The sequence below is a fragment of the Paenibacillus endoradicis genome (assembly GCF_024721975.1).
Map to the genome: position 1 here is coordinate 289,206 of NZ_JANQBB010000002.1, position 26,547 is coordinate 315,752.

General features: G+C 37.0%; 21 protein-coding genes. 5 read left to right on the forward strand and 16 right to left on the reverse strand.

The window, feature by feature from the left end; all coding sequences use genetic code 11:
* Positions 1-10: 10 nt before the first annotated feature.
* Entirely contained in the window at positions 11-853 is an 843-nt protein-coding gene (locus NV377_RS07550; protein ID WP_258200588.1) for a metallophosphoesterase family protein, read from the forward strand.
* A 291-nt stretch (positions 854-1,144) separates the two neighbouring features.
* Complete coding sequence (locus NV377_RS07555; protein ID WP_258200589.1) at positions 1,145-1,975, forward strand: polysaccharide deacetylase family protein; 831 nt, start codon at positions 1,145-1,147, stop codon at positions 1,973-1,975.
* A 131-nt stretch (positions 1,976-2,106) separates the two neighbouring features.
* On the opposite strand, the gene NV377_RS07560 is transcribed toward NV377_RS07555, so the two are convergent.
* The gene (locus NV377_RS07560) at positions 2,107-3,822 is read right to left on the reverse strand and encodes an ABC transporter ATP-binding protein (protein ID WP_258200590.1); all 1,716 of its coding nucleotides are present in this window, start codon (positions 3,820-3,822) and stop codon (positions 2,107-2,109) included.
* Positions 3,823-4,084: 262 nt separating this feature from the next.
* On the opposite strand from NV377_RS07560, the gene NV377_RS07565 reads away from it, so the two are divergent.
* From NV377_RS07565 to NV377_RS07575, 3 genes are all read left to right on the forward strand, one after another.
* Positions 4,085-6,091: a stalk domain-containing protein gene (locus tag NV377_RS07565; RefSeq protein ID WP_258200591.1), complete on the forward strand. Its 2,007-nt coding sequence runs from the start codon at positions 4,085-4,087 to the stop codon at positions 6,089-6,091.
* 366 nt (positions 6,092-6,457) lie between these two features.
* Entirely contained in the window at positions 6,458-8,563 is a 2,106-nt protein-coding gene (locus NV377_RS07570; RefSeq protein WP_258200592.1) for a stalk domain-containing protein, read from the forward strand.
* Between the two features lie 290 nt (positions 8,564-8,853).
* Positions 8,854-9,603 carry a polysaccharide deacetylase family protein gene (locus tag NV377_RS07575; protein ID WP_258200593.1) on the forward strand — a complete coding sequence of 250 codons (750 nt, stop codon included), beginning with the start codon at positions 8,854-8,856 and terminating at the stop codon, positions 9,601-9,603.
* Positions 9,604-9,683: 80 nt separating this feature from the next.
* Here the strand turns inward: NV377_RS07575 and NV377_RS07580 are convergent, their stop codons facing one another.
* The 15 genes from NV377_RS07580 to NV377_RS07650 all read right to left on the reverse strand — a co-directional run bounded on the left by NV377_RS07580 (position 9,684) and on the right by NV377_RS07650 (position 26,215).
* The gene (locus NV377_RS07580; RefSeq protein ID WP_258200594.1) at positions 9,684-10,427 is read right to left on the reverse strand and encodes a hypothetical protein; all 744 of its coding nucleotides are present in this window, start codon (positions 10,425-10,427) and stop codon (positions 9,684-9,686) included.
* Positions 10,421-11,122: an ABC transporter ATP-binding protein gene (locus NV377_RS07585; protein ID WP_258200595.1), complete on the reverse strand. Its 702-nt coding sequence runs from the start codon at positions 11,120-11,122 to the stop codon at positions 10,421-10,423. The genes NV377_RS07580 and NV377_RS07585 overlap by 7 nt, the downstream gene beginning before the upstream one ends.
* A 13-nt stretch (positions 11,123-11,135) precedes the next feature.
* Positions 11,136-11,510, reverse strand: a complete 375-nt coding sequence (locus NV377_RS07590; RefSeq protein WP_258200596.1) for a GntR family transcriptional regulator — start codon at positions 11,508-11,510, stop codon at positions 11,136-11,138.
* A 43-nt stretch (positions 11,511-11,553) separates the two neighbouring features.
* Positions 11,554-12,303 (reverse strand): ABC transporter permease, encoded by a 750-nt coding sequence (locus tag NV377_RS07595; RefSeq protein ID WP_258200597.1) that lies wholly within the window; start codon positions 12,301-12,303, stop codon positions 11,554-11,556.
* A complete protein-coding gene (locus NV377_RS07600) occupies positions 12,296-13,255 on the reverse strand; it encodes an ABC transporter ATP-binding protein (RefSeq protein ID WP_258200598.1) in 960 nt (319 codons plus the stop codon). Before NV377_RS07600 ends, NV377_RS07595 begins: the two co-directional genes overlap by 8 nt.
* Positions 13,256-13,543: 288 nt before the next feature.
* Positions 13,544-14,485, reverse strand: a complete 942-nt coding sequence (locus NV377_RS07605; protein ID WP_258200599.1) for an ROK family protein — start codon at positions 14,483-14,485, stop codon at positions 13,544-13,546.
* Positions 14,486-14,688: 203 nt separating this feature from the next.
* Positions 14,689-16,308: a beta-N-acetylhexosaminidase gene (nagZ, locus tag NV377_RS07610; protein ID WP_258200600.1), complete on the reverse strand. Its 1,620-nt coding sequence runs from the start codon at positions 16,306-16,308 to the stop codon at positions 14,689-14,691.
* A gap of 16 nt (positions 16,309-16,324) precedes the next feature.
* Positions 16,325-17,881 (reverse strand): response regulator transcription factor, encoded by a 1,557-nt coding sequence (locus NV377_RS07615; RefSeq protein WP_258200601.1) that lies wholly within the window; start codon positions 17,879-17,881, stop codon positions 16,325-16,327.
* 16 nt (positions 17,882-17,897) lie between these two features.
* Positions 17,898-19,673 (reverse strand): cache domain-containing sensor histidine kinase, encoded by a 1,776-nt coding sequence (locus NV377_RS07620; RefSeq protein ID WP_258200602.1) that lies wholly within the window; start codon positions 19,671-19,673, stop codon positions 17,898-17,900.
* Positions 19,674-19,693: 20 nt separating this feature from the next.
* Positions 19,694-20,521: a carbohydrate ABC transporter permease gene (locus tag NV377_RS07625; protein ID WP_258200603.1), complete on the reverse strand. Its 828-nt coding sequence runs from the start codon at positions 20,519-20,521 to the stop codon at positions 19,694-19,696.
* Between the two features lie 10 nt (positions 20,522-20,531).
* The gene (locus NV377_RS07630; protein ID WP_258200604.1) at positions 20,532-21,404 is read right to left on the reverse strand and encodes a carbohydrate ABC transporter permease; all 873 of its coding nucleotides are present in this window, start codon (positions 21,402-21,404) and stop codon (positions 20,532-20,534) included.
* 269 nt (positions 21,405-21,673) lie between these two features.
* The gene (locus NV377_RS07635) at positions 21,674-23,047 is read right to left on the reverse strand and encodes an ABC transporter substrate-binding protein (protein WP_258200605.1); all 1,374 of its coding nucleotides are present in this window, start codon (positions 23,045-23,047) and stop codon (positions 21,674-21,676) included.
* 330 nt (positions 23,048-23,377) lie between these two features.
* Positions 23,378-24,268, reverse strand: coding sequence for a sugar phosphate isomerase/epimerase family protein (locus NV377_RS07640; protein WP_258200606.1), 891 nt, complete (start codon positions 24,266-24,268; stop codon positions 23,378-23,380).
* A gap of 34 nt (positions 24,269-24,302) precedes the next feature.
* A complete protein-coding gene (locus NV377_RS07645) occupies positions 24,303-25,160 on the reverse strand; it encodes a sugar phosphate isomerase/epimerase family protein (RefSeq protein ID WP_258200607.1) in 858 nt (285 codons plus the stop codon).
* Positions 25,157-26,215 (reverse strand): Gfo/Idh/MocA family protein, encoded by a 1,059-nt coding sequence (locus NV377_RS07650; protein ID WP_258200608.1) that lies wholly within the window; start codon positions 26,213-26,215, stop codon positions 25,157-25,159. Before NV377_RS07650 ends, NV377_RS07645 begins: the two co-directional genes overlap by 4 nt.
* Between the last annotated feature and the right edge of the window lie 332 nt (positions 26,216-26,547).

Genomic DNA, 26,547 nt, shown 5'->3' on the forward strand with positions numbered 1-26,547 from the left:
GAGTAGAACGATGACAATTCGACTAGAAAAACCACTTTTCACCTTTCAAGTCATTACAGATACGCATATTACTAATGATCCTACTCATGAATATAATATTCACTTTGAAAGAGCATTAAGAGATATCGCCCTTATAGATCCCGAAAGTAAAGGAATTATGCATGTCGGAGATTTGACTGATCATGGCTTTCCAGCAGAATATGAACAGTTTCAAAATCTGTTGGCAGAGCATCAAGAACAGCTGCCACCGCTTTATATTGCGTCAGGAAACCACGATGTTGGACTTGGTAATTGGAATGAACGAATTAATCGATTTATGAACGAAACAGGAAATTCAACGCTCTATCATGATCATTGGATAGAAGATCATCACTTTATCTTTCTAGGTACAGAAGCAGGTCTTGCAAAATTCTGTACACTTTCGGTCGCGCAATTAGCTTGGTTAGATGAAAGACTGCAACAAAATGCATCAGAGTCGAAACCTATTTTTCTATTTCTCCATCAACCGCTGCAAAATACCGTTGCAGGTTCACTTACGCATCAAGACTGGTATGGTGTTACGGAAGATGACGAGCTTAAAGCTATAATTGAGAAATATCCACAAATCATTCTATTTACGGGTCATACTCATTGGGAGCTTGGAGCACCTTATACGTATTACGATCATAAGCCTGCGATGTTAAATGCTGCTTCCGTCGCTTATTTATGGACAGATGAAGATGAACCGAAAAATGGAAGTCACGGCTATTATATTGAAGTTTATTCAGACCATGTGTTAATACGCGGCCGTGATTTTATGAATCAACAATGGTTACCAGAGGCAGAGTATAAGATTTTATATCGTGCGCAATAGCATACTCTACATCGAAGATAACATATATGAGCAATATAAAAAGGCAATTGAAATGTATATATTTCAATTGCCTTTTCGCTGTCGATATTTCATTGAATCATTTTTACTATCGATATTCTTTATTATAATGAACTTTGTGCATAATTTTCCTTATTTACATATTGATTCACAATCTAGCTGTAGTACAATAGCTATGTAACTTTTTTATAGTTTTGATCGTCTTATATGTTAACTGTTTTTTATTTGATAATTTAATTATTTACAAACCATCATATTAATGGAGGAAGACCATTGCGAAAGTACAGATTTATTATCATCATATTGTTTTTTTTCGTAGGCATTTCAGCAGCTTCAGCATATAAGTATTTCCAGGGGCATGATGAAGGTGTCGTCGTCTTAATGTATCATGATTTCGGTTATAGTAATGACCCGAAAATTATTAATGCTGAAGTATTTGAAGAACAGATGGCAGCGTTAGCCGCTTCCGATTATGATGTCATTTCAATGGATCAGTATGTTGATTACATGGAAGGTAATCTTGAACTAGAGAAAAAGTCAGTACTCATCACTTTTGATGATGGCTACGAGGATTATTATAGTATCGCTTATCCTATTCTGAAAAAGTACAATCTGCCTGCTACAAACTTTATTATCGTTAAACATACGAATGAACCTAATGATAAGACACTTCCTCATCTAACTTGGGATCAAATGCGTGAAATGAAACAATATGGTCAAAGCTTCTATAGTCATACATATAATCATCATATCTATCTCGATCCAGGCGAGAATGATCACGCAGCGTTAGTTAGTTTGAAAGAAAATGAGACGGAAGAACAATATATCGGTCGTATTAAAAGTGATCTATCCTATGCGAATGAGCTACTCGTTAAAGAATTAGGTGAACAACCTAATATTGTCGCGTTCCCTTACGGACGCTACGACGACAAATTACTTAAGATAACCAAAGAACTTGGCATTGATCACACGTTCAATATTAAAAAAGGTATCAATCAATCTACAGGTACTAAGCAATCAGATACAGCGGTATACCATCGAGTTAACGCTGGTTTATCTAAAATTAGCGGCGAAGATTTGTTGAAACTTATTAAGAGACAATAAGTTTCCGTTTATAATGTAAGTAACAATTGATACAATCTAATCTTGTACTATTCATTTGAGCATACAAAAGAGGCTGTTACCTAGTAGCGAATAACTACTAGATAACAGCCTTTTAATCTATCCGAATGATATTATCCACCAAATTGTGCGAGATGTAAGCGACGATATACACCGTCTTGAGCAAGAAGTGCCTCATGACTACCCTGTTCTGTAATTCCTTCTTCTGTCACAACAACAATGCGGTCTGCATCTTTAATTGTCGCTAATCTATGTGCAATAATAAGCGTCGTTCTACCTTTAGACAACTCCGCCAATGACTCTTGGATTGCTAATTCCGTTTCCGTATCTAATGCTGAGGTAGCTTCATCTAATATTAATATTGGCGGATTTTTGAGGAACATGCGCGCGATGGCTAACCGCTGCTTCTGACCACCTGAAAGCTTCACTCCGCGTTCACCAATAATAGTATCTAACCCATCCTCTTGACCTTCGATCAATAGTTCCAACTTAGCTCGTCGCGCCGCTACCCATACAGCCTCATCATCAGCGTCTAATTGACCGTACTTAATATTTTCACGGATAGTACCCGAAAATAAAAATACGTCTTGCTGCACAATTCCGATTTGTTTACGCAAAGAATCTTGTGTAAATTGACGAATGTCTATCCCATCGATACATATTGAACCCTGATCTACATCATAGAATCTCGGAAGCAAACTACAAATTGTCGTCTTCCCTGCACCTGAGGGTCCAACAAAAGCAATCGTCTCCCCTTTAGCAATCGTCAAATCAATATGATTAAGTATCGGTTGCTTTTCATCATAACCAAATGTAACATCTACGAATTCAATCTTATCATTCATCTTGTAGAGTGTAATCGCATCAGGTGCATCTGCTACATCGGGATTCATATCAAGTAGTTCAATATACCGTTTGAATCCGGCTATACCTTGAGGATAACTCTCGATAATGGCATTAATTTTTTCAATAGGTTTAAAAAACACATTTGTTAATAAAATAAATCCAACAAAATCACCGTTAGTCATTTCTCCTCTTATAACAAACCAAGTTCCAAATATCATTACGAATAAAGTAACTAATCTCATCATCATATAGCTAATAGAATTACTTTTCGCAATAAGCTTGTACGACGATAATTTCGTCAATCGAAAGCGATTATTGTTAACTTCAAATTGTTCTTCTTCAAACTTCTCATTTGAAAAAGCTTTTACTACTCTAATACCACCTACATTTTCTTCAATTCGAGCATTAAAGTCACCAATATCACTATAGAGCTGTTGAATAGCTTTGGTCATTTTTTTATTGAAATAAATTACGACAACAATAATAAATGGCACAATGATAAAGGTAAGCACTGCTAATTTCCAATTAATAAAGAACATAAGAAAGAATGCACCAAGTAACGTCATCACAGCAATAAATAAATCTTCAGGTCCATGATGGGCAACTTCACCAATCATGTTCATATCATTGGTCAACCTTCCAATAAGATGACCTGTCTTTGTATTATCGAAAAAGCGGAACGATAATTTCTGAATATGAGCAAATAATTTCCTTCTCATATCTGTTTCAATACTAATACCAAGTTTATGTCCCCAATAATTTACGATGTAGAGCAAAAATGTGTTGAGTACATAAAGTACTAATAATGCGACAGATGCCCATACAATAAGATCCCATTCTTCATTGGGCAATAACGTATCAATAAATTCATTAATCGCTAGCGGAAAAGCTAGCTCTAGTAAACCGGCTATAACTGCACATCCAAAATCGATTAGAAATAGACGGGTATAAGGCTTATAGTAACTGAAAAATCGTCTAATCATCTAGAACCTCTTTTCTCAAACATTGTTAATAACAAAGTATAGAGCATTATTAATTGGGCTGCAATCCATTCCATAGAAAGTAATCATTATTGTACCTAATAGGTTTTTCGTTCTAAGCCACTTATAATTCAACCAATATTAGTATTTATTTCATATTGTCATCATTTCACCGCAACTATTGATCACCTTACGCCGTTATACTGTAAAGATGAAAAAATGGTAAATTTATTCAGTTCACTATTCTAAAAATAGGAGTGAAAAGATGAGAACATCCCGCAAAGCTAGCACAATACGGTTAGTATTAGTCGGCATCATATTATTAATGTTAACTGGCTCATCAAGCTGGTTGAATCCTCAAGTAGCTTTTGCTGAAAGTAATAATGTAATAACAGGAAAAAACAAGATTGTATTTACAATGGGTAGTAATGAAATTACCTTTAATGAGGTGAAGACTAAGACTGAAGTACCTATTACTGTTGCTAAAGGTGTATCTTATGTCCAATTCAAAACAATTGCCAAGTTATCTGGTTTCAAAGTAAGTTATGATTCAATAACGAAATCTTCAGTTGCTACTAATAAAAATAACAAGATTACATTCAAGCAAGGATCCAGTGAGTCTACATTAAATGATCGCATATATTATGTAGCTGGTGCTCCCTATACAAAAGACGGTAACTTAATGGTGCCTATTAAAACTTGGGCCGAGATGACACGTAGTAATATATCAGTGAACGGAAAAATAATAACACTTACGTGGGATACAGCTCCACTAGCTTACTTCAGTGTTAATGAACAAAAAATCGTCGCTGGTCAGACGAAAGTCACAATTAATGATCAATCATCAAGCCTATATGGTTTTGATATTATCGCTGAAGAATGGATTGGCAAACAAACGATTTATAATGAGCTAGGATTTCACACCATTACTCGTAAAGTGAAAGATGAGCGCGGTGTTTGGAGCGTTCCGTATACAGTGCAAATATACGTAGTTAAACCTAATGAAGCTCCTATTGCAGCATTCGTAACAGATAAAAATACTTATAAATTAGGTGAGCCTGTCATATACACGAATAAAAGTAAAGATGATACGGCTATTAAAACTAATAATTGGACCGGCAACGAGCCAGCTTTCTTTACCTCAGGTAAACATCTAGTTACATTAACCATCGTAGATGAAGAAGGTCTTACTTCCACGACTAGTAAAGAAATTACTGTACTAGATGAAGTATTGTATACAAAAGATCAATTCTATCTGAATTTCACGGAGATCGGAAACAAATACCCTATAGATTCGGGTCTTGCTTTGCGCATCGCTGCAGCCCCTTATACGATAACTCCAGAAGATGTTACGCTTGTACGTACGAATAGTCCAGCGCTTGTTATGGGTCCAGCAATTGACTATACAGATACACTTAGTGGAAGAGTAAGATTTAATATCCACAAGCAAAATGGTGCACAACAAGATCTTGAGTTACATCTCATAGTAACAAATGAAAATACCGAAACTGCTTATATCGACGAAGATTATTTTTCTGCAGCTGGTCCTTCATCATATGAAACAACAAGTGTAAAAACTGCTGAAAAGCGTTATCTTGCACAATTATTAGATAATCAGCCAGCGAAGCAAATAGTACTTCTACCTGGACAATCTTATGATCTATTAAAGAGAGACGGATCAAGCGCTATGAAAAAGAACCAAACGATGACTGTCTTTGCTGAGTATACCGTACCTGAAAATCTTCCATTGAAGTTCACATTAATAGTGACTGAAGAAAATACAGATGAAATCGCAGCACTCACTACATTACAACAAACTGCAAGTGATACGAAACAGGTTCGTGGTACTTTTGAAAATGGTAACAGTGTCATTACTACAGATAAAGTCCTTGGATCAAAAGGTGCTGACAAACTAATTTTAGGCGACAAAGTTTATGATCGGTTGCTACAAGGAATTGATGCTGTCACAGGTAAGGCAGTTACTAACTGGGATAATGATGGTGTATATTACAAACTACAGCTTGAAGTTGCACCTAACACTGCGATTATCGTCAATCCTCGTGGGGGCAAATATGGAGGCTCCTTTATCGTTAATGATAAAATAATCGAACAATCACAATATAGTTTACTACAAGGTCCTAATGAATCAATTATCCTGCACCGTACTGATAATAAACAAGAAACAGTTACTTTGAAGTTCTTGGTGCCACCAAGTAGTACTATGCCACTTAATTTTCTATTCCTGCCTATACCATCATTAACAAACAGTTAATCTACTAATTTCTAATAAATTAATAATATAGAGCCTTGATGGTTAGCATTAGCTAATCTTCGAGGCTCTAATTGTTTTACAAGTATAAATGAAGCCCTCCACACTCTATTTGACTAAAAGATCATCTGTATTGGTATTTTCGGAAAAACCAACAATAATATTTTCTATTTATGTTATAAGGCATTATTAACGTTCAATATATGACTACTTTGACAATGTTAATCGATGTTTAACGAAAAATATACTTTACTACTAAAATTTACGTTTTAAACCGCAACTATTTGTTTGTTAATGGCGTTATACTTTATGGATGAAAAATTTGGTAGAAAGATATATTCTGCTAGCCCAACACAAAGGAGAAACTATATGAGAAAATTCCTCAAAGCTATGACAACACGATTAGCACTACTCGGCATCATATCACTAATGTTAACAGGGGCTACAAGTTGGTTAAATCCACAGGTAGTTAATGCTAATAGTAATTTTGCAGTAACTGGAAAAGACAAAATTGTATTTACGATGGATAGCAAAGTAATTACCTTTAATGGTACGAAGACCACGACTGACGTGCCTATATCTGTTGTTAAAGGTGTATCTTATATTCAGTTCAAAACAATTGCAAAGTTATATGGTTTCAGCGTAAGTTATGATTCAACAACAAAATCTTCTGTTGCTTCACTAAAAAACAACAAGATTTCATTCAAACAGGATTCTTCTATTGTTAATTTTAACGGTAAAAATATTAAAGCAACAGGAGCTACATACACAAAGAGCGGTAACTTAATGGTACCGATTCGCACTTGGGCTGATATGACTGGTAGTAAAATATCAGTAAAAGGAAAACAAGTAACACTTGACTGGAGTTCAGCACCATTAGCTACTTTTGTAGTAAATGAAAAAAATATTGTCGCTGGTCAAACGACGATTACAACAACTGATCGTTCTTCTAGTCAATTAGGTTTTGCTATAGTTGCCGAGGAATGGATCGGTAAACAAACGATTTACAATGCAGCTGGGCAATATAACATTACTCATAAAGTTAAAGATGAACGCGGTGTTTGGAGTGCTCCATATACTGTAACAATCAATGTGTCAAAAGCTAATGAAGCTCCTATCGCAGCTTTCACAACGGATAAAGATACTTATAAGTTAGGCGAACCTGTCGTGTATACAAATAAAAGTACAGACGATACAGGAATTACTCGTAATACTTGGACTGGCAACGAGCCTGCCTTCTTTACGCCAGGTAAATATACAGTTACGTTAACTGTTCTAGACGGGGGAGGTCTTACTTCTACGACTAGCAAAGATATTACTGTACTAGATGAAGTGTTGTATACAAAAGAGCAATTTTATCTAAATTTCACAAGTATCGGTAATAAGTTCCCTATCGAGTCTAGTCTTGCTTTAAAAATCCCTACGATTCCTTATACGATAGCACCAGAAGATATTACAATTACGCGTACGAATAGCCCTGAGCTACTTTTGGGTCCAGCTATCGATTACACAGATACACTTAGTGGAAAAGTAAGATTTAATGTGCACAAGCAAAATGGTGTTCAACAAGAACTTGAATTACATCTTATCGTAACGAATGAAAATTCCGAAACTGCTTATATCGATATCAATAATTACGCTGCAGCTGGTCCTGCAACCTATGTAACGACAAGCGGTAAAACTGCAGTTAAACGCTATCTACAGCAATTATTAGATAATAAACCTGCAGAGCAAATAGCGCTTCTACCAGGACAATCGTACGATCTGTTCGATGATGGATCTAGCGCAATGAAATTGAATCAAACAAGAACTATTTTCGCAGAGTATACAGTACCTGAAAATCTGCCATTGAAATTCAACTTAGTTGTTACTGAAAAAGATGCTGATCCAATCGCTGCGCTTCCTACATTACAACAAAGTGCACATGATACGAAGCATGTTCGCGGTACATTTGCCCATGGTAATCGCATGATTACTGCAGATAAAGTGCTAGGAGCAAATGGCGCTGACAAACTGATTTTAGGTGACAAAGGTGACAAAGCTTATGATCAGTTACTACAAGGAATTGATGCTATTACAGGTGAAGCAGTAACTAACTGGGGTAATGGCGGAGTATTATACAAACTACAGCTTGAAGTTGCTCCAAATACTGCAATTGTATTGAACCCTCGTGGTGGTCATTATGGCGGATCCTTTATCGTTAATGATAAAGTAGTAGAACTTCTAAGCAATAGTATTATTCAAGGTCCGACAGAAGCTGGTTTCTTACACCGCACTGGCAAGACACAAGAGTCTGTAACTTTGATGTTCTTAGTGTCACCAGGCAGTAATATGCCGCTTAATCTTCTGTTCTTGCCGTTGCCATCATTGACAAATAGTCAAGTTTCTACTGATACTACTAATACAACTGATACAACTGATACAACAACGAGTGAGACTACTGAAACTACCGATACAACTGAAGTGATTCAATAGTAGATCTACATTAAGGAACTTTTATTGGAATGATTAATTAGAGCATCTAAGATTAGCATTAGCTAACCTTAGATGCTCTATTTGCTTTACAACTATTAGAACAATTGAACTATTATAAACATATATTAGAGCCTCCACGGTTTGCTCACGCAAATACTGGAGGCCTAATTATTTATGTACAGAAAACGCATGATGTATCACTTTGCCAATAATTAACCCTTTTATTGTACTCTCGCTACATAATACGAACGTTTTTTGCAAATGCTACTGACAATGAAAGGTGGTACATCATGAAAAAGTGGTTTTTATTGCTACTAGCTTTTCTATGTTTAAATGTGTTAACTGCTTTTGAAAATATCGATCGTAAAGATCGCGCTTACTATGAAAAAACAGGATATATTATTTGGGAAGTCAAAACAGATCAGAAGAAAATTGCCCTTACTTTTGATGATGGGCCTGATCAGAACTCGACCACAGAGATATTGGATCTATTAGAACAATACGGGGCAAAAGCTACTTTTTTTGTCGTTGGTAACAAAGTAAGAAATAACCCTGAACTACTACGTCGCGAATACAATGAAGGGCATGAAATCGGTAATCATACATACAAACATCTCCACTTGAATCGACAAGTTAGCTTAGATGCTATACAAGAAGAAATCGAACAAACAGGAAATGAAATTATGAATATTACCGGACAGTATCCTACACTATTCCGTCCTCCTGGTGGCGTATATACCGAAGAAAGCGTGCAATTAATAAAGCAACTTGGATATAAAACTATTCTATGGTCTTGGCATCAAGATACTAATGATTGGAGACATCCAGGAACACAAAAAATCATAAATAAAGTACTTACTAATGCTAGAAATGGCGATATTGTCTTAATGCATGATTTCAATCCTGGAACGAAGCAAACGGTTAATGCACTTAAAATAATATTGCCTGCATTAGTCGAACGTGGATTCGAGCTAGTGACCGTTTCCGAATTATTGAACAGTGCAGAAACAGAGTTGCAGTTTCCGGAAGAATTGAAATGAGGCCCTTCTCAATGATCACAATTTTAATACACAAAAATCCCCTCATTCAAAAAGATACTTTTGAATGAGGGGATTTAAATTTACAATTCTATTTTCTTCTTCATTAGATAGGTCATTGCAAATAACGCTAGCAAAATCGTTATAACATCATATGCTATTTCTCCAGATAACCCCATTAGATTTTTTCCAGGTGTTAGTAAACTTAATCCTTCTTCTGCAGTAGTGACGCTTATATTTACACTACCACTTTCACCAAAGATTAATTCTGAAATATAAAAGGTTATACTTGTTATAATTATAGCTGCCGTTATTCCAATCCAGACACGATTTTTCGTCTTAAAGCATGCTGCAATAGCAATAGCGAGCATAATAAATATTAGCATACTTACTGCAAACCACATTCCCGTGACAAAAGTTAAAATGACAAGAGAAGTTTTGTCAAAGAAAGTATGAATAAGCTCCATATCGATAAATGAAATCTTCGGTAGTAGAATTAAATTCACTAAAATGATGAAAACTGTCATGATCACAACATAGATGATCTGTAATAATAATAATGCTCCTATTTCTTTAATTGGTGCGATAGGCAATAGTTTTCGATTATAGGATTTCAAATTGTTATTGAAAGTACTACAAATTTGAGTAAATAGAATTAATGCTCCAATAGCAAACCCGAAAATACTTAATCCCAATATTAATCCGTCATATGCTTCCCATCCGACTTCGGCAATAATTAATGCTGCTTGAAAAAGAAGAAGTACGGTGATTGTTGCATAGAAGATGGTACTGTTCCGCAGCCAATTATACTTAAACAGTTTTAACATTCTGCGTACACCTCCTTGAACAGTTCATCAATACTTCTCTTCTGATTGATGCGGATATTCTCAACGTCATCTTGTAATAGTAGCTTACCGTTTTTCACAAGAATCACTTCATCAAATATCCGTTCAATATCTTGGAGTAAGTGTGTAGAAATAATTATACTGCTCTCTTCACTATAATATTCTACAATCGCGTCTAAGATTTTACCTCTTGCAACGGGATCAACTCCGCCAATTGGTTCATCCAGCATATACAATTTTGCATTTCGAGATAAAGTTAATGTCAACTGCAAACGTTCTTTCATCCCTTTGGACAACGTGTTCACTCTATCTTGGTTATTCAATTTCATAAAATCTAACATGTCTTTCGCTTTGGAAGGATCAAAATCAGCATAGTTATCTTGGTAGAAAGCAATCGCATCTTTTACCTTCATCCAATCCTCCGTTAGGGAACTGTCAGGCATAAAAGAAGTGATGACCTTCGTCTTAATACCAACATCTATACCATCAATGAGGACTTGACCTGAATTAGGATGTGTAATACCTGCAGCAATCTTCATCATCGTGCTTTTTCCACTACCATTACTACCTAGAAGTCCAATAATTTTCCCTGGTTGTATTTGAAAAGAAACATGATCTACTGCAGACTTTGCTCCATATTTCTTCACGACATCACGAAACTCTAATAAAGGTTTCATTAGTTCCTCACTCCTATTCTTCTTTGGATTCATCCACTGCATGGGTTACAATCTTAACAATATCTACCTTATCAAAACCCAGCTCTTGCATTCCTTGAATGAAATGATCTAAAAGATCTCTTGCCATATCTTTTTTGATCTCCATAATCTTCGTCTCCTCACTTGTTACATATCTTCCTAATCCACGTCTAGTCTCAACAATCAGCTCTCGTTCAAGTTCCTGAAATGTTCGTTGGATCGTATTCGGGTTAATTTGCAACTCTGTAGCCAATTCACGAACAGACAGTATTTTATCTCCTGGTTTCAATTGACCAGTAATAATTTGCTTCTTAATATAATTCATGATTTGCATGTAGATGGGTAGATTATTATCAAACTCAATTGCCATATACGTTGCACTCCCTTCTCTGCTAATGGATAATCATCCTTGATTAGATATCACGTTTGTTGAATACAGTGAATGAAATAGCTAGAAACAGTGCCATATACAAAGCAATCATCATACTTGAAAACGCTAATGTCATGCCTTCCATAGGTGCTCCACCATTCTTATAAGCTGATAAATTTGTATTTAGAAATAACGTATACTTTGCCCATTCATATCGCGATAACAACATAACTAGAATACCTTCTACGAAGTTGAGTACTAGACCAATACCGATCGTAGCCCCCATTGATCTTGTTAAAACCCCAAACATAAACATTATCGTTGCATATACAATTGTGTATAATAATGTACTCCCGAGATTTTGAATAACTTCTGTCATAGAAAGATTCGAAGTATCAAGCAACAACATTCCCATAATCAATGCGATTACTGTAGTGAACGCTAGTAACACAGTAATATATAAAATTAATGTTACATATTTTGAAGCGAGAATAGTGGAACGAGAATGTGCACGTATTAATAGAAACTTAATCGTACCAAGTTGATGCTCAATCGTTACAATACTCGCCGTAAAAATAATCGCAATCAATACAAAAATTGATCCAAATCCATCTAGACCTAATATAAGATTCACAAAATCAATTGCACCGATATTTTCTCGCAATACCGTCTGATTAATGATGATCGCTGCCGCGATTGCCATAATTGCCATAATAGCATAAGCGATGAAAAAGCTTTTTTTCTTATAGAGCTTCTGCGATTCATTTTGTACCAATTTCATGAAATTAGACAATTTGGCCGCCTCCTGTCCATTTCAAGAATTCATCTTCAAGTGTTTGTTTTTCTTCAATAATCCGATATATCCCAACGCCCTGCCCACTAAGTGCACTTACGATACTTGGGACATCCTCATTCTTCGTTTGTAAAATTACATGTTGTGCTTCCACATTAACAGTTAATATGTTAACCAATGGTAAGCTATGAAGGGTTGAAGCAGCTAATTCTGCATTATCAACAATAAACATAAGCTTAACTCCATCATTACTAGCAATCTTATTTGTACTATCCGTTAGTAATTGCTCAGTTACATATTTCCCTTGTTGAATAACTACGACACGACTACACATAAGCTCCATCTCAGATAACAGATGGCTTGATACGAGTATTGCGATGCCTTCGACTTTGGCAATCTTCTTCAAATAATCACGCATTTCACGAATACCTGCTGGATCAAGGCCATTCGTTGGTTCATCTAGAATAAGGATACTTGGATTATGCAATAACGCTTGAGCAATACCTAGACGTTGACGCATCCCTAGAGAATATGCTTTTACTTTTTTGTTCATCGCATCGGTAAGACCAACTAACTTAACAACCTGCTGCATTCTTTCTTCGGTAACACCTTCAGACATTCTTTGGTATTGCTTCAAGTTATCTAGTCCAGTCATAAACGAATAGAACTCTGGGTTTTCAACGATAGCTCCTACATGTCTAATCGCTTCTGTAAATTGACTGCGAATACTTTTCCCTTGAATGAATACATCTCCACTAGTCATTTTGATCAATCCAACGATCATTCGAATCGTCGTCGTTTTACCAGCACCATTCGGTCCAAGTAATCCTACGATTTCACCTTTACGAACTTGAAAACTCAACTGATCGACCAGTGTCTGCTGACCAATCTTCTTGGTCAATTGTTCTAACGATAATATAATATTGTCTTTGTTGTTTGGAGTCTGACTCACAATATACCACCTTTCGTGTACCACTGTATGAGTTAAATAGTACACTAGTATTTCACATTTGTAAATAGGCATAATAAAAAAATACCTCTTTATGTTAAAAGTGGAACTTACTTTTATTATCGGTTGTAGTAGCTTATTACCTTCCCCATCACCATCCAAGAATTCTACCAATGTGTAAACAAGAAACAGAGCTAATTGTAAAAGTAGTAGAAAACTACTTTTACAATTAGCTCTGTTTTACGTACTTATCATCGTATTCAAGGTTACTGATAAAAATATTCTGATCAATTATGAACTCACTTCATCCATAAAGAAAATTCCTGTCGCGCCGAGTACGCCTATCTCTTTGCCGAACATTGTTTTCTGTATCGTAACTTGATTGCGCATCGTCGGTAAGCATCGATTATTAATCGTCTTATTAGCTTCCTGGAAGAGCATATTATCGTTGTTTATGATCCCACCACCTAATATTACTTTAGTAGGATTAAATAGGTGGATTAATGACACTATCGAATTCCCGAGATATATACCTGCTACTTTTACGATATCAAGAGCAATTCCATTTCCATTTTGGGCTGCCTCGAATACATCTTTAGTAGTCCATGATTGTCCTTTAAGTTTCCCTAATCTTCTGTCCGCAATATAAGCGATAGCTGTTCCTGAACAGTAATTTTCAAGACAGCCATAGTTTCCACATTTACACTGTTGACCCATTACATCCATCGTAATATGTCCAAATTCTCCCGCACTATTAGACTTGCCCTGTACAAGCTGACCACCATTTATTATACCAGCTCCAATACCTGTGCTAACCGTAATATAAATAAGATCCTGCACGTCTTTCTTCGTACCCCAGACATATTCTGCTACTGCAGCCAGATTAGCATCATTACCTAATCTAACAGGTACATTAAATCTTTCCATAAGAACAGATCCTACTTCTGCATTATGCCACCCTAGATTAGAGGCATAGACAATATTTTTACGTTCACAATTAATAACCCCAGCAGATGCAATACCAATACCACTCCATATACCATGTTCAGGAATACACTCTTCTAAGGATGTAATCGCTTGCATAATTCTTGAGATTGTATCCTCCCAACCCTTCTCAGGCAACGTAGGGAACTCCATTTGATTTAATATTTCCCCATTTCCATTAACTAGTGCTACAAGAGTCGTAGTTCTACCAATATCTACTCCGATTACATATGCATTATGTCCTATCATATGTTACGCACTCCTTTAGCAAGAGCATTTTTCTTAATAATAACATGATAAGATCATAATTTTCTACATTAGAAAAACCACTCTGATCATTTTGAGATGTATTAAACATCCCCAACTGATACACAGTGGTTTTATAGAATGAACTTTAAGTGTAAGCTGTAAAAAAGTATTCTTCCAAAAGTTACTTCATATTAGAAAGCGGATTAGGCTTTCTGTGTCACTTCGTTATCAAAGTCCAATCGTACAGGTAGTTGACCTTTGAAAGACTCTTTCCCAACCAATACTAGACTAAGTGCTCTAATCATAGCAGGACGATTTTCATAGGCACATATATAAGTATCCTCGCTAGACAGTAATTCAATATCATATGGATTACGCAGTGAAATAAAGATCAGATGCTCTAGCTCTAGCTTTTTGAGTTGTTCAATTAATGTCTGTTGCCCTTCAGAAAATGTCGCATTGTACATTCCCATAACGACTTGCTGAATAGGTTGTGAGGATAACTTAGCTATAATATTGTCGATCTCTTCATCAGAAGGTAGATTTCCAATAACAACTTCATCCACAATAATGCCTTGTTGTTGTAACTGTGTACCTAACGTCATCTCCTGCTCAATAACTTCATCTACTTGAGTAGATTCTCTTACCTCCGGCCAGATTACTAACGTAGGTTGTTCTAGAGCTAATGGGATATGGTTATGTTGATCTTGTACTAAAGTCGCTGCATTCAACATCATTTCATCACAAATGATTTGCGAGCTTGGATCACTAATACCAAGCCATTGATTTTGCGCTTCTTGCATTCTTTGTTGTTGTGCAGCTTTCACCTTCAGTATTCGTTGAACCGATTCATCCAATCTTTCTTCACTGATCTCACCTGACTCAATGGCTGCCTCAATCGCTTCAAACGCAGCAAGTTGACGCTCAAGCAGATGACTTACTAGAATTAGATCCGCTCCTGCTTTGAACGATTCAACAGCACCTTTACCTACGCCTATTCCTTGCGATATTGCATTCATTTCAAGGCAATCAGTAACAATTAAGCCGCCAAAACCAAGCTCTTCACGTAATAATTCAGTTAATACTCGATAAGATAACGTAGCTGGCTTACCATCTGGCTCAATCGCTGGAAACTGTACATGAGCAGTCATTATCATATCGACTTCTGCTTCAATTGCCGCCTTGAACGGGACTAGCTCAATAGCATGTATACGTTCTAAGTTATGTGCTACAGATGGTAATTCATAATGTGAGTCAGCCGTTGTATCCCCATGACCTGGGAAATGCTTTGCACATGCGGATATACCGATCTCCTGATAACCATTAATCATTGACTTACCTAATTGAGCGACTAATTCTGCTTTTTCGCCGAAAGAGCGAATACCAATTACCGGATTTTGCGCGTTGTTATTCACATCAAGCACCGGCGCAAAATTAACAGTAATCCCCATTTGTGCCAATTCCATTCCTGAAATGCGACCTGCTTCATAAGCATACTGTGCATTTCCTGTCGCACCAAGAGTCATCTGACCAGGCATCACTGTAACATCTTGATCGATACGTGCAACCATTCCACCTTCTTGATCAATCGCAATAGATAGTGGAATATTGTTATTCTGAGCTGATAGTTGCTGAAGTGAATTACACAATTGTTTAATTTGCTCACTTTTTCCTACATTACGACGGAAATAAATAATACCTCCAAGATGATAATCACGAAATAACATTTCCATATGTGCAGGTATTGTATGCCCATCAAAGCCGAACATCATAATTTGACCAATTTTTTGCTTCACCGTTAATTTAGAAATATCTGCTATCATACAACCTAGCCCCATTTCAGATTGTTTTTTGCTCACGATATTCAGAAGGTAATATACCTACTCGTTTTTGAAATACTTTATTAAAGTATCTGCGCTCATTATAACCAACGGTCTTTGCGATATCTGCGATACTTTTCTTCGTCATCGTTAACATTGACTTAGCTCGATCAATCCGTGCATTTGTCACATATTCAATAAAAGTAACGCCATAAAATTGCTTGAATAACGTGCTAAAGTAACTGAGACTAATACTCAAATGATTCGCTACTTCTTCTGCAGCTAAGTCTGATGAAAGATGAGATTCGATATATTCTGCTGCTACATGTATAGACACTTGTGGACGCTTATATTGATGTTGCCCGAAAGCTTCATCCACCATCTTATTGATCAGTCCAATTAACTCTTTCACTTTTCGAGTTTCTTTCAACTGACTCCAAATTTCTTTCTCATATTGCAAACTTATCGCATCGTAACGACGTAATTCCTTAATAATATAAACTGTGATAGAATTCGCTAACTTCTCAACTTGCTGAAGTGATTCTTCTGATAATAGTTTAAGTTGTCTGATCAACTCTTCTAAACATTGGTTGGCTAAATCCCGCTCCCAATGTTTAATCGCGGAAACTAATTTTTCTGTAGGTTTCCATACAGCTTGAACATTCCCACTTAACATTGGCTTTGCTTCTCGCACCATAATGCACGGCTGATTAGCAAACGATATTTCTTTGCTGATCATTTGCCAAGTCTGATGAATTTGCTTAGCCGCTATTACAGTTTCAAATGTTCCGATGACATCATTGTTCTCGCCAAACATAACTAGTTTCTCGTAACAGAACTTCATTAACTCCGTCGTCTGATGCTCCTCTAGTCCTTCCAATTCACCCACGAGAATAAGCCCCCAAAATCCTACATCAACTTGAAACATATAACAAATAACATCGTAATTATATGTCACTTTCATATGAATAGAGATTTGTTCGCATAAATCATCAATATGAGTAAAATTCGTACTATGTTGTTTGCATTCGAGTACCATTAAGACAAATTGTTGCTCTTCAAGTCGAAACCTATTGCTCCACTCTTGCAGATGCGATGCATCATAGAAACCATTTATTAAATCCAATAACACTTTTTCATATGCGATATCTTTAACTCTATCCTGCTCCATATTATGTTGTTGATTTTGTAATACCGATAGGCGAATTTTCGTTATGACCTTCACAAATAACTCTTGCAAGGCATCATAATCAATCGGTTTTAGAATGTAGTCAATGACGCCGTATCGAAGAACAGAACGAGCATACTCAAACTCTTGATATCCCGTTAACATAATAACTTCTGTCTCATCATCAAATGTACGAAGGTTTTGTAAAAACTCAATACCATCCATAATAGGCATACGTATATCACAAAAGATGAGATGGGGGTTATACTCATGAACCATCTCTAAAGCTTGCACGCCATTTTTCGCAAATCCAACAATTTCGACATTGTACTCTTCCCAAGGTAAAATCATCTGTAAATTGCGTAAAATATTGATCTCATCATCAACTAACAGGGCTCTTAATCTCATAACTCCCCCCATCCTTTCATTTTGGAATTGTCATTTGAATAATCGTACCATGACCTGGTGCACTACAAATCATCAGACCATATGGCTCACCGAATCGCATACGAATACGATCTGCTACATTACTAACCCCTATGCCTCTACGCTCACCTAACTGTGGTGTGTTTACAAAGGCATTCACATCATTAGACATATAATGGATTTTACTCAATTGTTCGGCAGGAATTCCATGTCCATTGTCTCGAATTCTAAAATAAAGATTGTCTTCACTATCTGTGATCTCTATTCGTATTGTTCCTAAATATTCAATGCCTTCGAAGCCATGTTGAATGCTATTCTCAACTAATGGCTGCAGGGATAACTTTAACGTCATAAGGTTAAGTAATCTTTCATCGACAATAATTTCATATTCAAACAAATCTTCAAATCGATAACTTTGAATATCTAAATAACTACGCACATGTGCAAGTTCTTGTTCAATCGTAATCTCTTCCTGCTGTTGAATACTAATTCGCAAAATGTTTCCAAGCTTAGAAACCATTTGACTTACTTTTTTACCTTGATTTTGAATCGCTAATATATTGATTGATTCAAGCGTATTAAATAGGAAATGTGGCTTAATTTGCGCCTGCAGTACTGCCATTTCGGCTGCTCGTTTACGTTCATGCTGCTCTTTAACCTCTTCAATTAACTCATCCATTCGATAAAGTAATCGATTAAATCCTCGCGTCAACAATCCAATTTCATCATTGCCTCGAACGACAACACGTGCATGCAAATTACCACGTTCAACTTCTCGCATCACATGCGCAGTTTCAACAATAGCTTTCGAAATTCTTTGAATAAAGATTAGAATGAAAAGACAAGCGAATATCATACATACACCGATGGATGCAGCAATAATTAGCCCTATCCATGTAAATTCGCCCCCAATAACATTCCAAGGTGTAACTGCGACGAGTCGCCAATTCTCAGAGCTTCCAAAATGAATAGCTGATACTACGGAATCCATACCACGAAAAGAAACACGTCCACTATCATACTCTGCACCCCAGTCCTGGGCAGGCATTAATTCATCTAGCGATTGTCGTTCCAATTCTCCATTACTATCGTAAAGAATAAGCCCGGCATCATTAACAATCATATAGTTGGTATATTCCTCTTTGTAGCGAAAATACCGAAATATAGATTCCAAATCAGAATTATGAATCTGAACAAGTAATATTCCTTTATTGGCTAATGTGTCGATATCTTTAACGACACGCGCAAGCGTGAAAACTTGTTCATTACCTGTGAGCTCCACATGCTCATATGGACCAATCCATACTGGAAGTCCATCTCTTGCAATAACCTTTTGATAGATTTCCAGCTCCTTAAACGTTTCGAAAGGAAGTGGGGCAAAGCTGTCTTTTGAAAATAATTTATGCACATTCTCTTGTTGCAGCGTGTACATAAAAGCATATCGAACCGAAGGATGGTTGACGAGCAACTCCCGAAAATTACGTTGTATTTCATTTAACTCCAAATAATTAATTTCATCGATTTCTGAATTTTGCAAATTCAGCAACGCTTCTTGAATTGCATCACTAGCAATTGTGCTATCGGTAACCTTATTCATCTCATTGAATACCTGCTCCACATTACGAAGTAGGGCACGAAGCGTCAACTCTGTCTGATCAGAATAACGACTCTCCGTCATATTAGAGATAATTTGATATGCAATAGTGCCAAGGACAAGTAAAGGTACGATAATCAAACATACAAAAGCTGTAATCAATTTCCGTTGAAGCGACATGCAGATTCACAATCCCCTCATTACCCCTTCACAGCACCTGCAGAAACACCTTCAATAATTTTCTCTTGCAAGAAAGCATAGAGAATTAGAACAGGTGTTACACTGAATACAATTCCTGTACAAATTAATGCATAATTCGTTTGGAATGAATCACGGAATCCAACCATACCTGTTGGCAATGTTTTTAGTGCATCCTTACTAATAAAGAAGTTTGCCAATAAATACTCATTCCATGAACCAAGGAAATTCACAATAAATACAGTAACTAATGCAGGTAATGTAAGCGGTAATATTATTTTATAAAATAACTTAAACGAACCTAAGCCATCTACAACTGCAGCTTCTTCAAGCTCATTCGGTATCGATCTCATAAATGCTGCAATTAACAAAACACTTACTGGCAATGCTCCAGCTGTATAAGGTAAGAACAATGCCCAATGTGTATTCAAAATACCCATCTTCATTACTAAAAGATATTGAGCTATAAATAGAACGTTACCAGGTATTAACATTCCTATCAATACAAATTGATATATTATTTTGCTAACTTTCAAATATCTCATTCTTACTAATGCATAGGCTGTAGCTGCTGAAAGCAATACACCAGCCAAAGCAGAAGTCGTTGCTAAATATGCACTATTAAAGAAATATACATTAATTTTCGCTTTTACCCAAGCATCTACATAATTTTGAAAATAAAGCGAAGTTGGAAATCCAAACGGATTATTAGCAATTTCTAGATTACTTTGTTTCAAGGAAGAGAATACAACAAAGACAAACGGAAATAAAATAACAGCAACATAGATTAGAAGAAGAACATGAGGTGAAGCTTTTTTAAGTGTTTTCATTGTTTTATTCTCACTCCTTTGTTTTTCCAAATGTTAGTTGGTATATCGCTGTTAATACAAGGGCAAAGGCAAAAATAATAAGTGAAATGGCTGTTCCCAGACCATAACTAGGATTTACACCCATTGCTTCATTAACCAAATAGGATGCCATTACTTCAGTCGATCCTACAGGTCCGCCATTAGTCATAACTAGAACGATATCTACGACACGCATTGCTCCAGCAATTGATAGCATAACAACTACGGAAATAATAGGTTTAATCAATGGTACCGTTAAATACCAAGCACGTTGGAACCCAGTTGCTCCATCAATTTGCGCTGCTTCATTCATTTCTTTCGGCAGAGCCAAAATTGCAGCTAATACTAAGACGATATAAAACCCTACCCATTGCCATGCGTTAACGACTAGAATAGCAGGTAAAGCCCATTTCTCATCTGCTAACCAAAAAATAGACTCAACCCCAAATAATTCTAAAAACTTGTTTACTGGACCAATATTAGGATGAAGAACAAATCCCCACAAAATACCTATAACTGAAGTAGATAGAATGGAAGGAATAAATACGGTAGTCTTATACAAACGTTGGAATCTTTTCACGTTTGCGATTAATAAAGCAAAGAATATAATTAATGGTACTTGGATACCCACTGAGAAGAGGATGAAGTACATATTATTTTTAATAGCAGCAATAAAATCTGAATCTGAAAATACTTTTATAAAGTTATCAAATCCGATAAATGCATAATTATCTAGTCCGTTCCAATCTGTGAAAGCATAATATGAAGACGATAACATCGGATATATAAAGAACAAGCTATATAATATTAGCGTAGGTATAATCATGACTAGATAAACGAAAGGATTACGTAACGGATGCTTCATGTAGCTAACCTCTCTTCTCGTTAAAGTATACGGGGAGTGCTGCCTATTCAACTGGCGGCACTCCCCTTTTAATTATTTGTAATAAAGGTCAAATTGTTCGTTTGTCAGCATCAAGTAGATGGAACGCTACTTGAGAAAGGCGGAAGCGCAAGTGTACGTTATTGGTACACGCGAACCGTACTTTCCAAGTTCGTTTTATCTTCGCAGTCGAATATGCTTCAACGCTAGACATCGTGATCACAAGCGGATAATTTGAGTTACCTCTTTAATTATTGTGCGTCTTGAACAGCTTGAATCTTGTCACCTACAGATTGAGGAGTTTCTTTACCTGCAATCAATTTAAGAAGTAGATCTTCTGATTCTTTGTATACTGCAGATGGAACAGTTGAATCGAAGTGAGAGAACGCTCCGCCTGATGCACCCATAATATTGATTACTTGTTTCACGATTTTATCTTCAACTTTACTAGTAGCATCAGCAGATAATTTAATAGAAGGAAGTAATCCATCTTCTAGTAAACCTCTAAGTTGCATTTCTTCACTATACAAGTTTTTAATGAACGCTTTAACAGCAACTAGCTCTTGCTCAGTTAAGTCAGCTGAGAAACCATAACCATTACTGTAGTTACCGTTAACGAATGTTTGATCGCCAACGCCACCAGGTACTGCAGGCATTGAGAAGAATCCAAATTTGTTTGTAAGAGCTCCGGCTTGCGCTTCATCGCTGAATACAGAAGATCTCCAGCTACCATCAAACATCATTCCAGCTTTTCCAGTTACAAACTCGTTAAGCATGTCAGCATATTCAAAGCCTAGTTCACCTTTTGTGAAGTATCCTTTATCTACCCACTCTGCGTATTTCGTGTATGCTGCAACAACTTCAGGAGAGTTGAATTTAGCAGTACCTGCAGGGAATCCAGAAATAGCTTCAGGACCAGCATAACGACCAATTAAAGTATTAATAAGCATCGCCGGTACCCAAGCACCTTTAGATCCCATTGCGAAAGGTGTGTAACCGTTATCTTTTAATGTTTGAGCAGCTTTTTCTAGCTCTTCAAACGTAGTTGGCTGAGCAATTCCAAGTGTTGCGAATAACTCTTCATTGTAGTAGAAACCTTCTGTGTTACCACCGATAGGTAAACCGTACACTTTACCATCTTGTGTAAATTGATCTAGATTCAAGAAACTTCCATCTAAACCTAGTTCTGTAATAATCGGTGCCAAGTCAAGCAAACGACCAGCAGCACCATATTTCAATGCATCACCTGCACCACCGAATAAGTCAAAGATTTTTGGCGGGTTACCAGCAGCCATCTCAGCAGGTAATTTTGTGAAACGGTTTACACTATCTTCAACGGCATCTAATTCAAAAGTTAAACCTTCTACTTCTGCTTCTGTCTTTGCTACAACATCATCCAAAATTGCTTTACGGAACTTTTGAGCTTCCCCGATTTGAATGTGACGAAGGGATACTGTAAACGGCTTTGCTTTCACTGCTTCAGCAGTAGGAGTTGGAGTCGGAGTTGCTTCATTGGCATTGTTCGTTCCAGCCGGTTTGTTATTACCTCCGTTGTTACCACACCCAGCTAGTACAGTCGTTGATACAAGGACAAACATAATTACAGTCATTAACATTTTCTTCATTTCTTGACCTCCCAATTATTTGTTAGTCTTTCTTGTTCACGCTTACAAGTTGATTATAACAAGCCTAAATATAATGCATAAGAACCACATTTCCATTTTTTAAGGGGTAATATTCTTCGATTTTACAAAACTTTAATAGAATATCCCGATTCCTACTATAGCACAGGAATATAGGCAACTGTTTCATAATTAGCTCAAGGTTTTAATATAGACAAAATAAGAGACTTCCCAACAGTTCAAGGAACTAATGGAAAGTCTCTTTTATTGAGTTTAATAGCTCGAATATGTTTTCTAGGTTACCTGTAAAAAAAGAGGTCAGCTCCTACTACACTATCCCTTTAACCTTTTCAAAAAATTAACTGCTAGCTGAATATCTACCTCAGGCTGAATGCCCACTTCACGCTCGATCGTTAAATATCCCGCATAACCGATTTCATGTAATGCAGTTAAGTACGCTGGCCAATCAACTCCACCTTCGCCTAGCGGCACCTCACGGAAAGCTGGCCCCTTTTCAACTAGCTCAGCCATCTTCTCATGATCAAGTCCAGCTGCATAATCTATATCGCCATATACATCACGCGGATCAATATGTGCTAGCTTTATTCCATCTTTAGCATGAGTATGGACAATATAGTCCTTCAATGTATAGACGCCTTGAACAGGATCATCACCGGTTACCATCACCATATTAGCTGGATCAAAGTTAACAGCTACTCCCTTTGTTCCTAAGCTATCTAGAAAGCTTCTTAGATGAGCTGCTGTTTCTGGACCTGTCTCAATTGCAAAATGTGCATTCATACTCTCTGCAAAAAGACTAAGTTCTTCACATGCTTTGTGCATCGCTTCATAACCTTTATCATTTTCATTTGAAGGAACGATACCAATATGAGTGGTGACGATGTTCGTACCTAACTCAAGCGCAAGTTCCATTATCCGCTTAGATTTTTCTATTTTCCAACCATTTTCCGCAACATCCTTAAATCCATGACCACCTAAGTCACCGACTAATGCAGATATGTCCAATTCTAGCGACTGAATATATGATTTCCATTGTTTACGATTATTCACCGTCAATTGTTCGGGAGCAAACTCACCCTTTACAGCATATATTTGAACGCCATCTGCACCAGCCTGCTTTGCCTTTAGCAGTCCTTCCTTTACCCCAACATTGTAGCTATCTACAATTACACCAATCTTGTTCATTAGTTTCGGAATTTGCATTGATTACGCCACCTTTCATCTTACTTTAGTTCGATTACAAACTATGCCATAACTTACGTACGTAGTCGAAACCTAGCTTTGTGCCTTGTTTACATGGTTCCATTCCTTCAAATTCAATCGTAACATGCCCATCGTATCCAGCACGTTTCATATAAGAGATTACATTTACGATATCAATGTCGCCATGTCCAACAATTGCTCCTCTTAGCCAATTACCGTGAGAAGTTTGAAACCAGCCCTCGCCGCCCAAATAACTCGCTTGACGATAATAAAAATCTTTAAAATGAACAATGGAAGCAAATGATAGATTATTGCTTACTCCACTATGAACGGCTTCATCCACACATAAAAAGTTTCCAATATCAAGTGTAGTTCGGAAGTTTTCACGATTAACTTGCTCAACAAGACTCTGCACTCGATCACTGTGCTGCACGAAGTAACCGTGGTTTTCAACACTCGTTGTAATGCCGTAGCTTTGGGCGTAATCCGCAATTTGTTGACAGGCATAGGTTAACTGCGGGAGTTGCTTCAAGAAATTAGAAATCGATCGGTCAGCTGAACTAGCTACATCATGCCTCATACGTTTAATACCTAACTCAGCAGCAATATCTACCTCTTTTTTCACTCGCTCTATTTCATGTTCTAATGCTTGCTGATCTAGATCAGCAAAATTAGCGCCGATCGCATAATTAGAAAGCTCAACTCTACATTGTTGCGCTCTGCTCTTAATATCAGCTAGAAGCTGTTTATCTTGTGATAGATTAAAGCCGAGCGGAACAATTTCGATATGCTCCGCACCAATACTAGCTGCAAAATCTATCATATCTGGTACGGTCATCTCACCAGCAGTAAACGCTTGATACAAACTGTATGAGCTAATCCCTAATTTCATAGTTTCACCTCTACGCCCGTAGCAGCAGATTCATAGATGCCACATAACATTTTCATGAGCGCTACACCATCCTCAACCGGACTAATCGTGCACGCTTCATTATTACAGCATAGTATAAACTGATCAATTTCCCTCTGGAAAGAGTCCTCTACATCGAAACCACGATGATCTACCTGCGGCTCTATATTGAATATTACATTGTTTTTTTCTGTTACAATGGCAAGCTCGGGCTCAACCTCAGCCCCGCCTTTGTCTCCATACACGGCAACACTCGAACGATCCTGCTTCGCATGTAGCGTAAAGCTTACATCAACATAGAGTGATGCTCCATTCTCAAAACGAATAAGCGCATTCGCCATATCCTCAACATCGTTATGCTCTGCATTATAGTCTTGGGCTTTATAGAAGGAAAGTTGCTGCACATTAGATCGATTGCCAAGCTTACGATATGTATTTCCACTTACGCTTACAGGCTTAGGTTTACCCATCAAGTACCAACATAGATCTATCACATGCACACCTAGATCAATTAGCGGTCCTCCGCCTGAGCGCTCCTTATCTGAAAACCAGCCACCTGGATTACCAAGTCTACGTAAAATTGAAGCCTTCGCATAGTATATTTGGCCTAACTCTCCAGCATCAATCATTTGCTTAAGGAAGGTTACATTGCGGTTATGTCTGCGTACGAAACCAACCTGCAATACCTTTCCTGTCACATGAACGGCTTCTTCAATGGCTAATGCTTCCTCTACTGTTTTACATAGCGGCTTCTCAACGTGGACATGCTTACCTGCCTTTAGTGCAGCGACACTAATTGCCGCGTGATAATTATTCCATGTGCAAATATCTACTGCATCGATCTCTGGATCAGAAAGCAAATCATTATAATCGGTATACACTTTCACGGCTCCATACTCTGCTGCACGACTACGAGCTCGCTCTTCATTCAAATCACAAATAGCATAAATAGTTGCATACTCGTTGTTACGATAAGCATCCAAATGAATCGTGGAAATAGATCCTGCACCAATAAGACCGATATTTAGCTTCTTCATCTACATTCCTCCAAATATTAGATTAAGCGCTTGCAGTAGAGTTAATAAAAAAAGGAAAACCTTATCTTCTGGAAGTGAGCTTATGCACAACAACAAGATTGGTTTTCCTTATTAATATATTACAATAATTCACTTATAGTTCAAGTTGAAGTTCTTCATATTCCACGTCGAATATGCTGCGTTAGCATATTCATCGTTATTAAAGTCCACTTTTTGAACTACTTCTTCCAATAGAGGTTCAAAAAGAGGGCTTTCAGAACCAAGAAGATGGAGCGCTACTTGCGGAAAGAGGAAACGTAAATGTACGTTATTGGTACATGCGTACCGCACTT

Bases quoted from the DNA above. Each gene is read 5' to 3' on its own strand.
- NV377_RS07550 (WP_258200588.1), top strand. From the start codon at position 11: ATGACAATTCGACTAGAAAAACCACTTTTCACCTTTCAAGTCATTACA.
- NV377_RS07560 (WP_258200590.1), bottom strand. From the start codon at position 3,822: ATGATTAGACGATTTTTCAGTTACTATAAGCCTTATACCCGTCTATTT.
- NV377_RS07565 (WP_258200591.1), top strand. From the start codon at position 4,085: ATGAGAACATCCCGCAAAGCTAGCACAATACGGTTAGTATTAGTCGGC.
- NV377_RS07570 (WP_258200592.1), top strand. From the start codon at position 6,458: ATGAGAAAATTCCTCAAAGCTATGACAACACGATTAGCACTACTCGGC.
- NV377_RS07575 (WP_258200593.1), top strand. From the start codon at position 8,854: ATGAAAAAGTGGTTTTTATTGCTACTAGCTTTTCTATGTTTAAATGTG.
- NV377_RS07580 (WP_258200594.1), bottom strand. From the start codon at position 10,427: ATGTTAAAACTGTTTAAGTATAATTGGCTGCGGAACAGTACCATCTTC.
- NV377_RS07585 (WP_258200595.1), bottom strand. From the start codon at position 11,122: ATGAAACCTTTATTAGAGTTTCGTGATGTCGTGAAGAAATATGGAGCA.
- NV377_RS07590 (WP_258200596.1), bottom strand. From the start codon at position 11,510: ATGGCAATTGAGTTTGATAATAATCTACCCATCTACATGCAAATCATG.
- NV377_RS07605 (WP_258200599.1), bottom strand. From the start codon at position 14,485: ATGATAGGACATAATGCATATGTAATCGGAGTAGATATTGGTAGAACT.
- nagZ (WP_258200600.1), bottom strand. From the start codon at position 16,308: ATGATAGCAGATATTTCTAAATTAACGGTGAAGCAAAAAATTGGTCAA.
- NV377_RS07615 (WP_258200601.1), bottom strand. From the start codon at position 17,881: ATGAGATTAAGAGCCCTGTTAGTTGATGATGAGATCAATATTTTACGC.
- NV377_RS07620 (WP_258200602.1), bottom strand. From the start codon at position 19,673: ATGTCGCTTCAACGGAAATTGATTACAGCTTTTGTATGTTTGATTATC.
- NV377_RS07625 (WP_258200603.1), bottom strand. From the start codon at position 20,521: ATGAAAACACTTAAAAAAGCTTCACCTCATGTTCTTCTTCTAATCTAT.
- NV377_RS07630 (WP_258200604.1), bottom strand. From the start codon at position 21,404: ATGAAGCATCCGTTACGTAATCCTTTCGTTTATCTAGTCATGATTATA.
- NV377_RS07635 (WP_258200605.1), bottom strand. From the start codon at position 23,047: ATGAAGAAAATGTTAATGACTGTAATTATGTTTGTCCTTGTATCAACG.
- NV377_RS07640 (WP_258200606.1), bottom strand. From the start codon at position 24,268: ATGCAAATTCCGAAACTAATGAACAAGATTGGTGTAATTGTAGATAGC.
- NV377_RS07645 (WP_258200607.1), bottom strand. From the start codon at position 25,160: ATGAAATTAGGGATTAGCTCATACAGTTTGTATCAAGCGTTTACTGCT.
- NV377_RS07650 (WP_258200608.1), bottom strand. From the start codon at position 26,215: ATGAAGAAGCTAAATATCGGTCTTATTGGTGCAGGATCTATTTCCACG.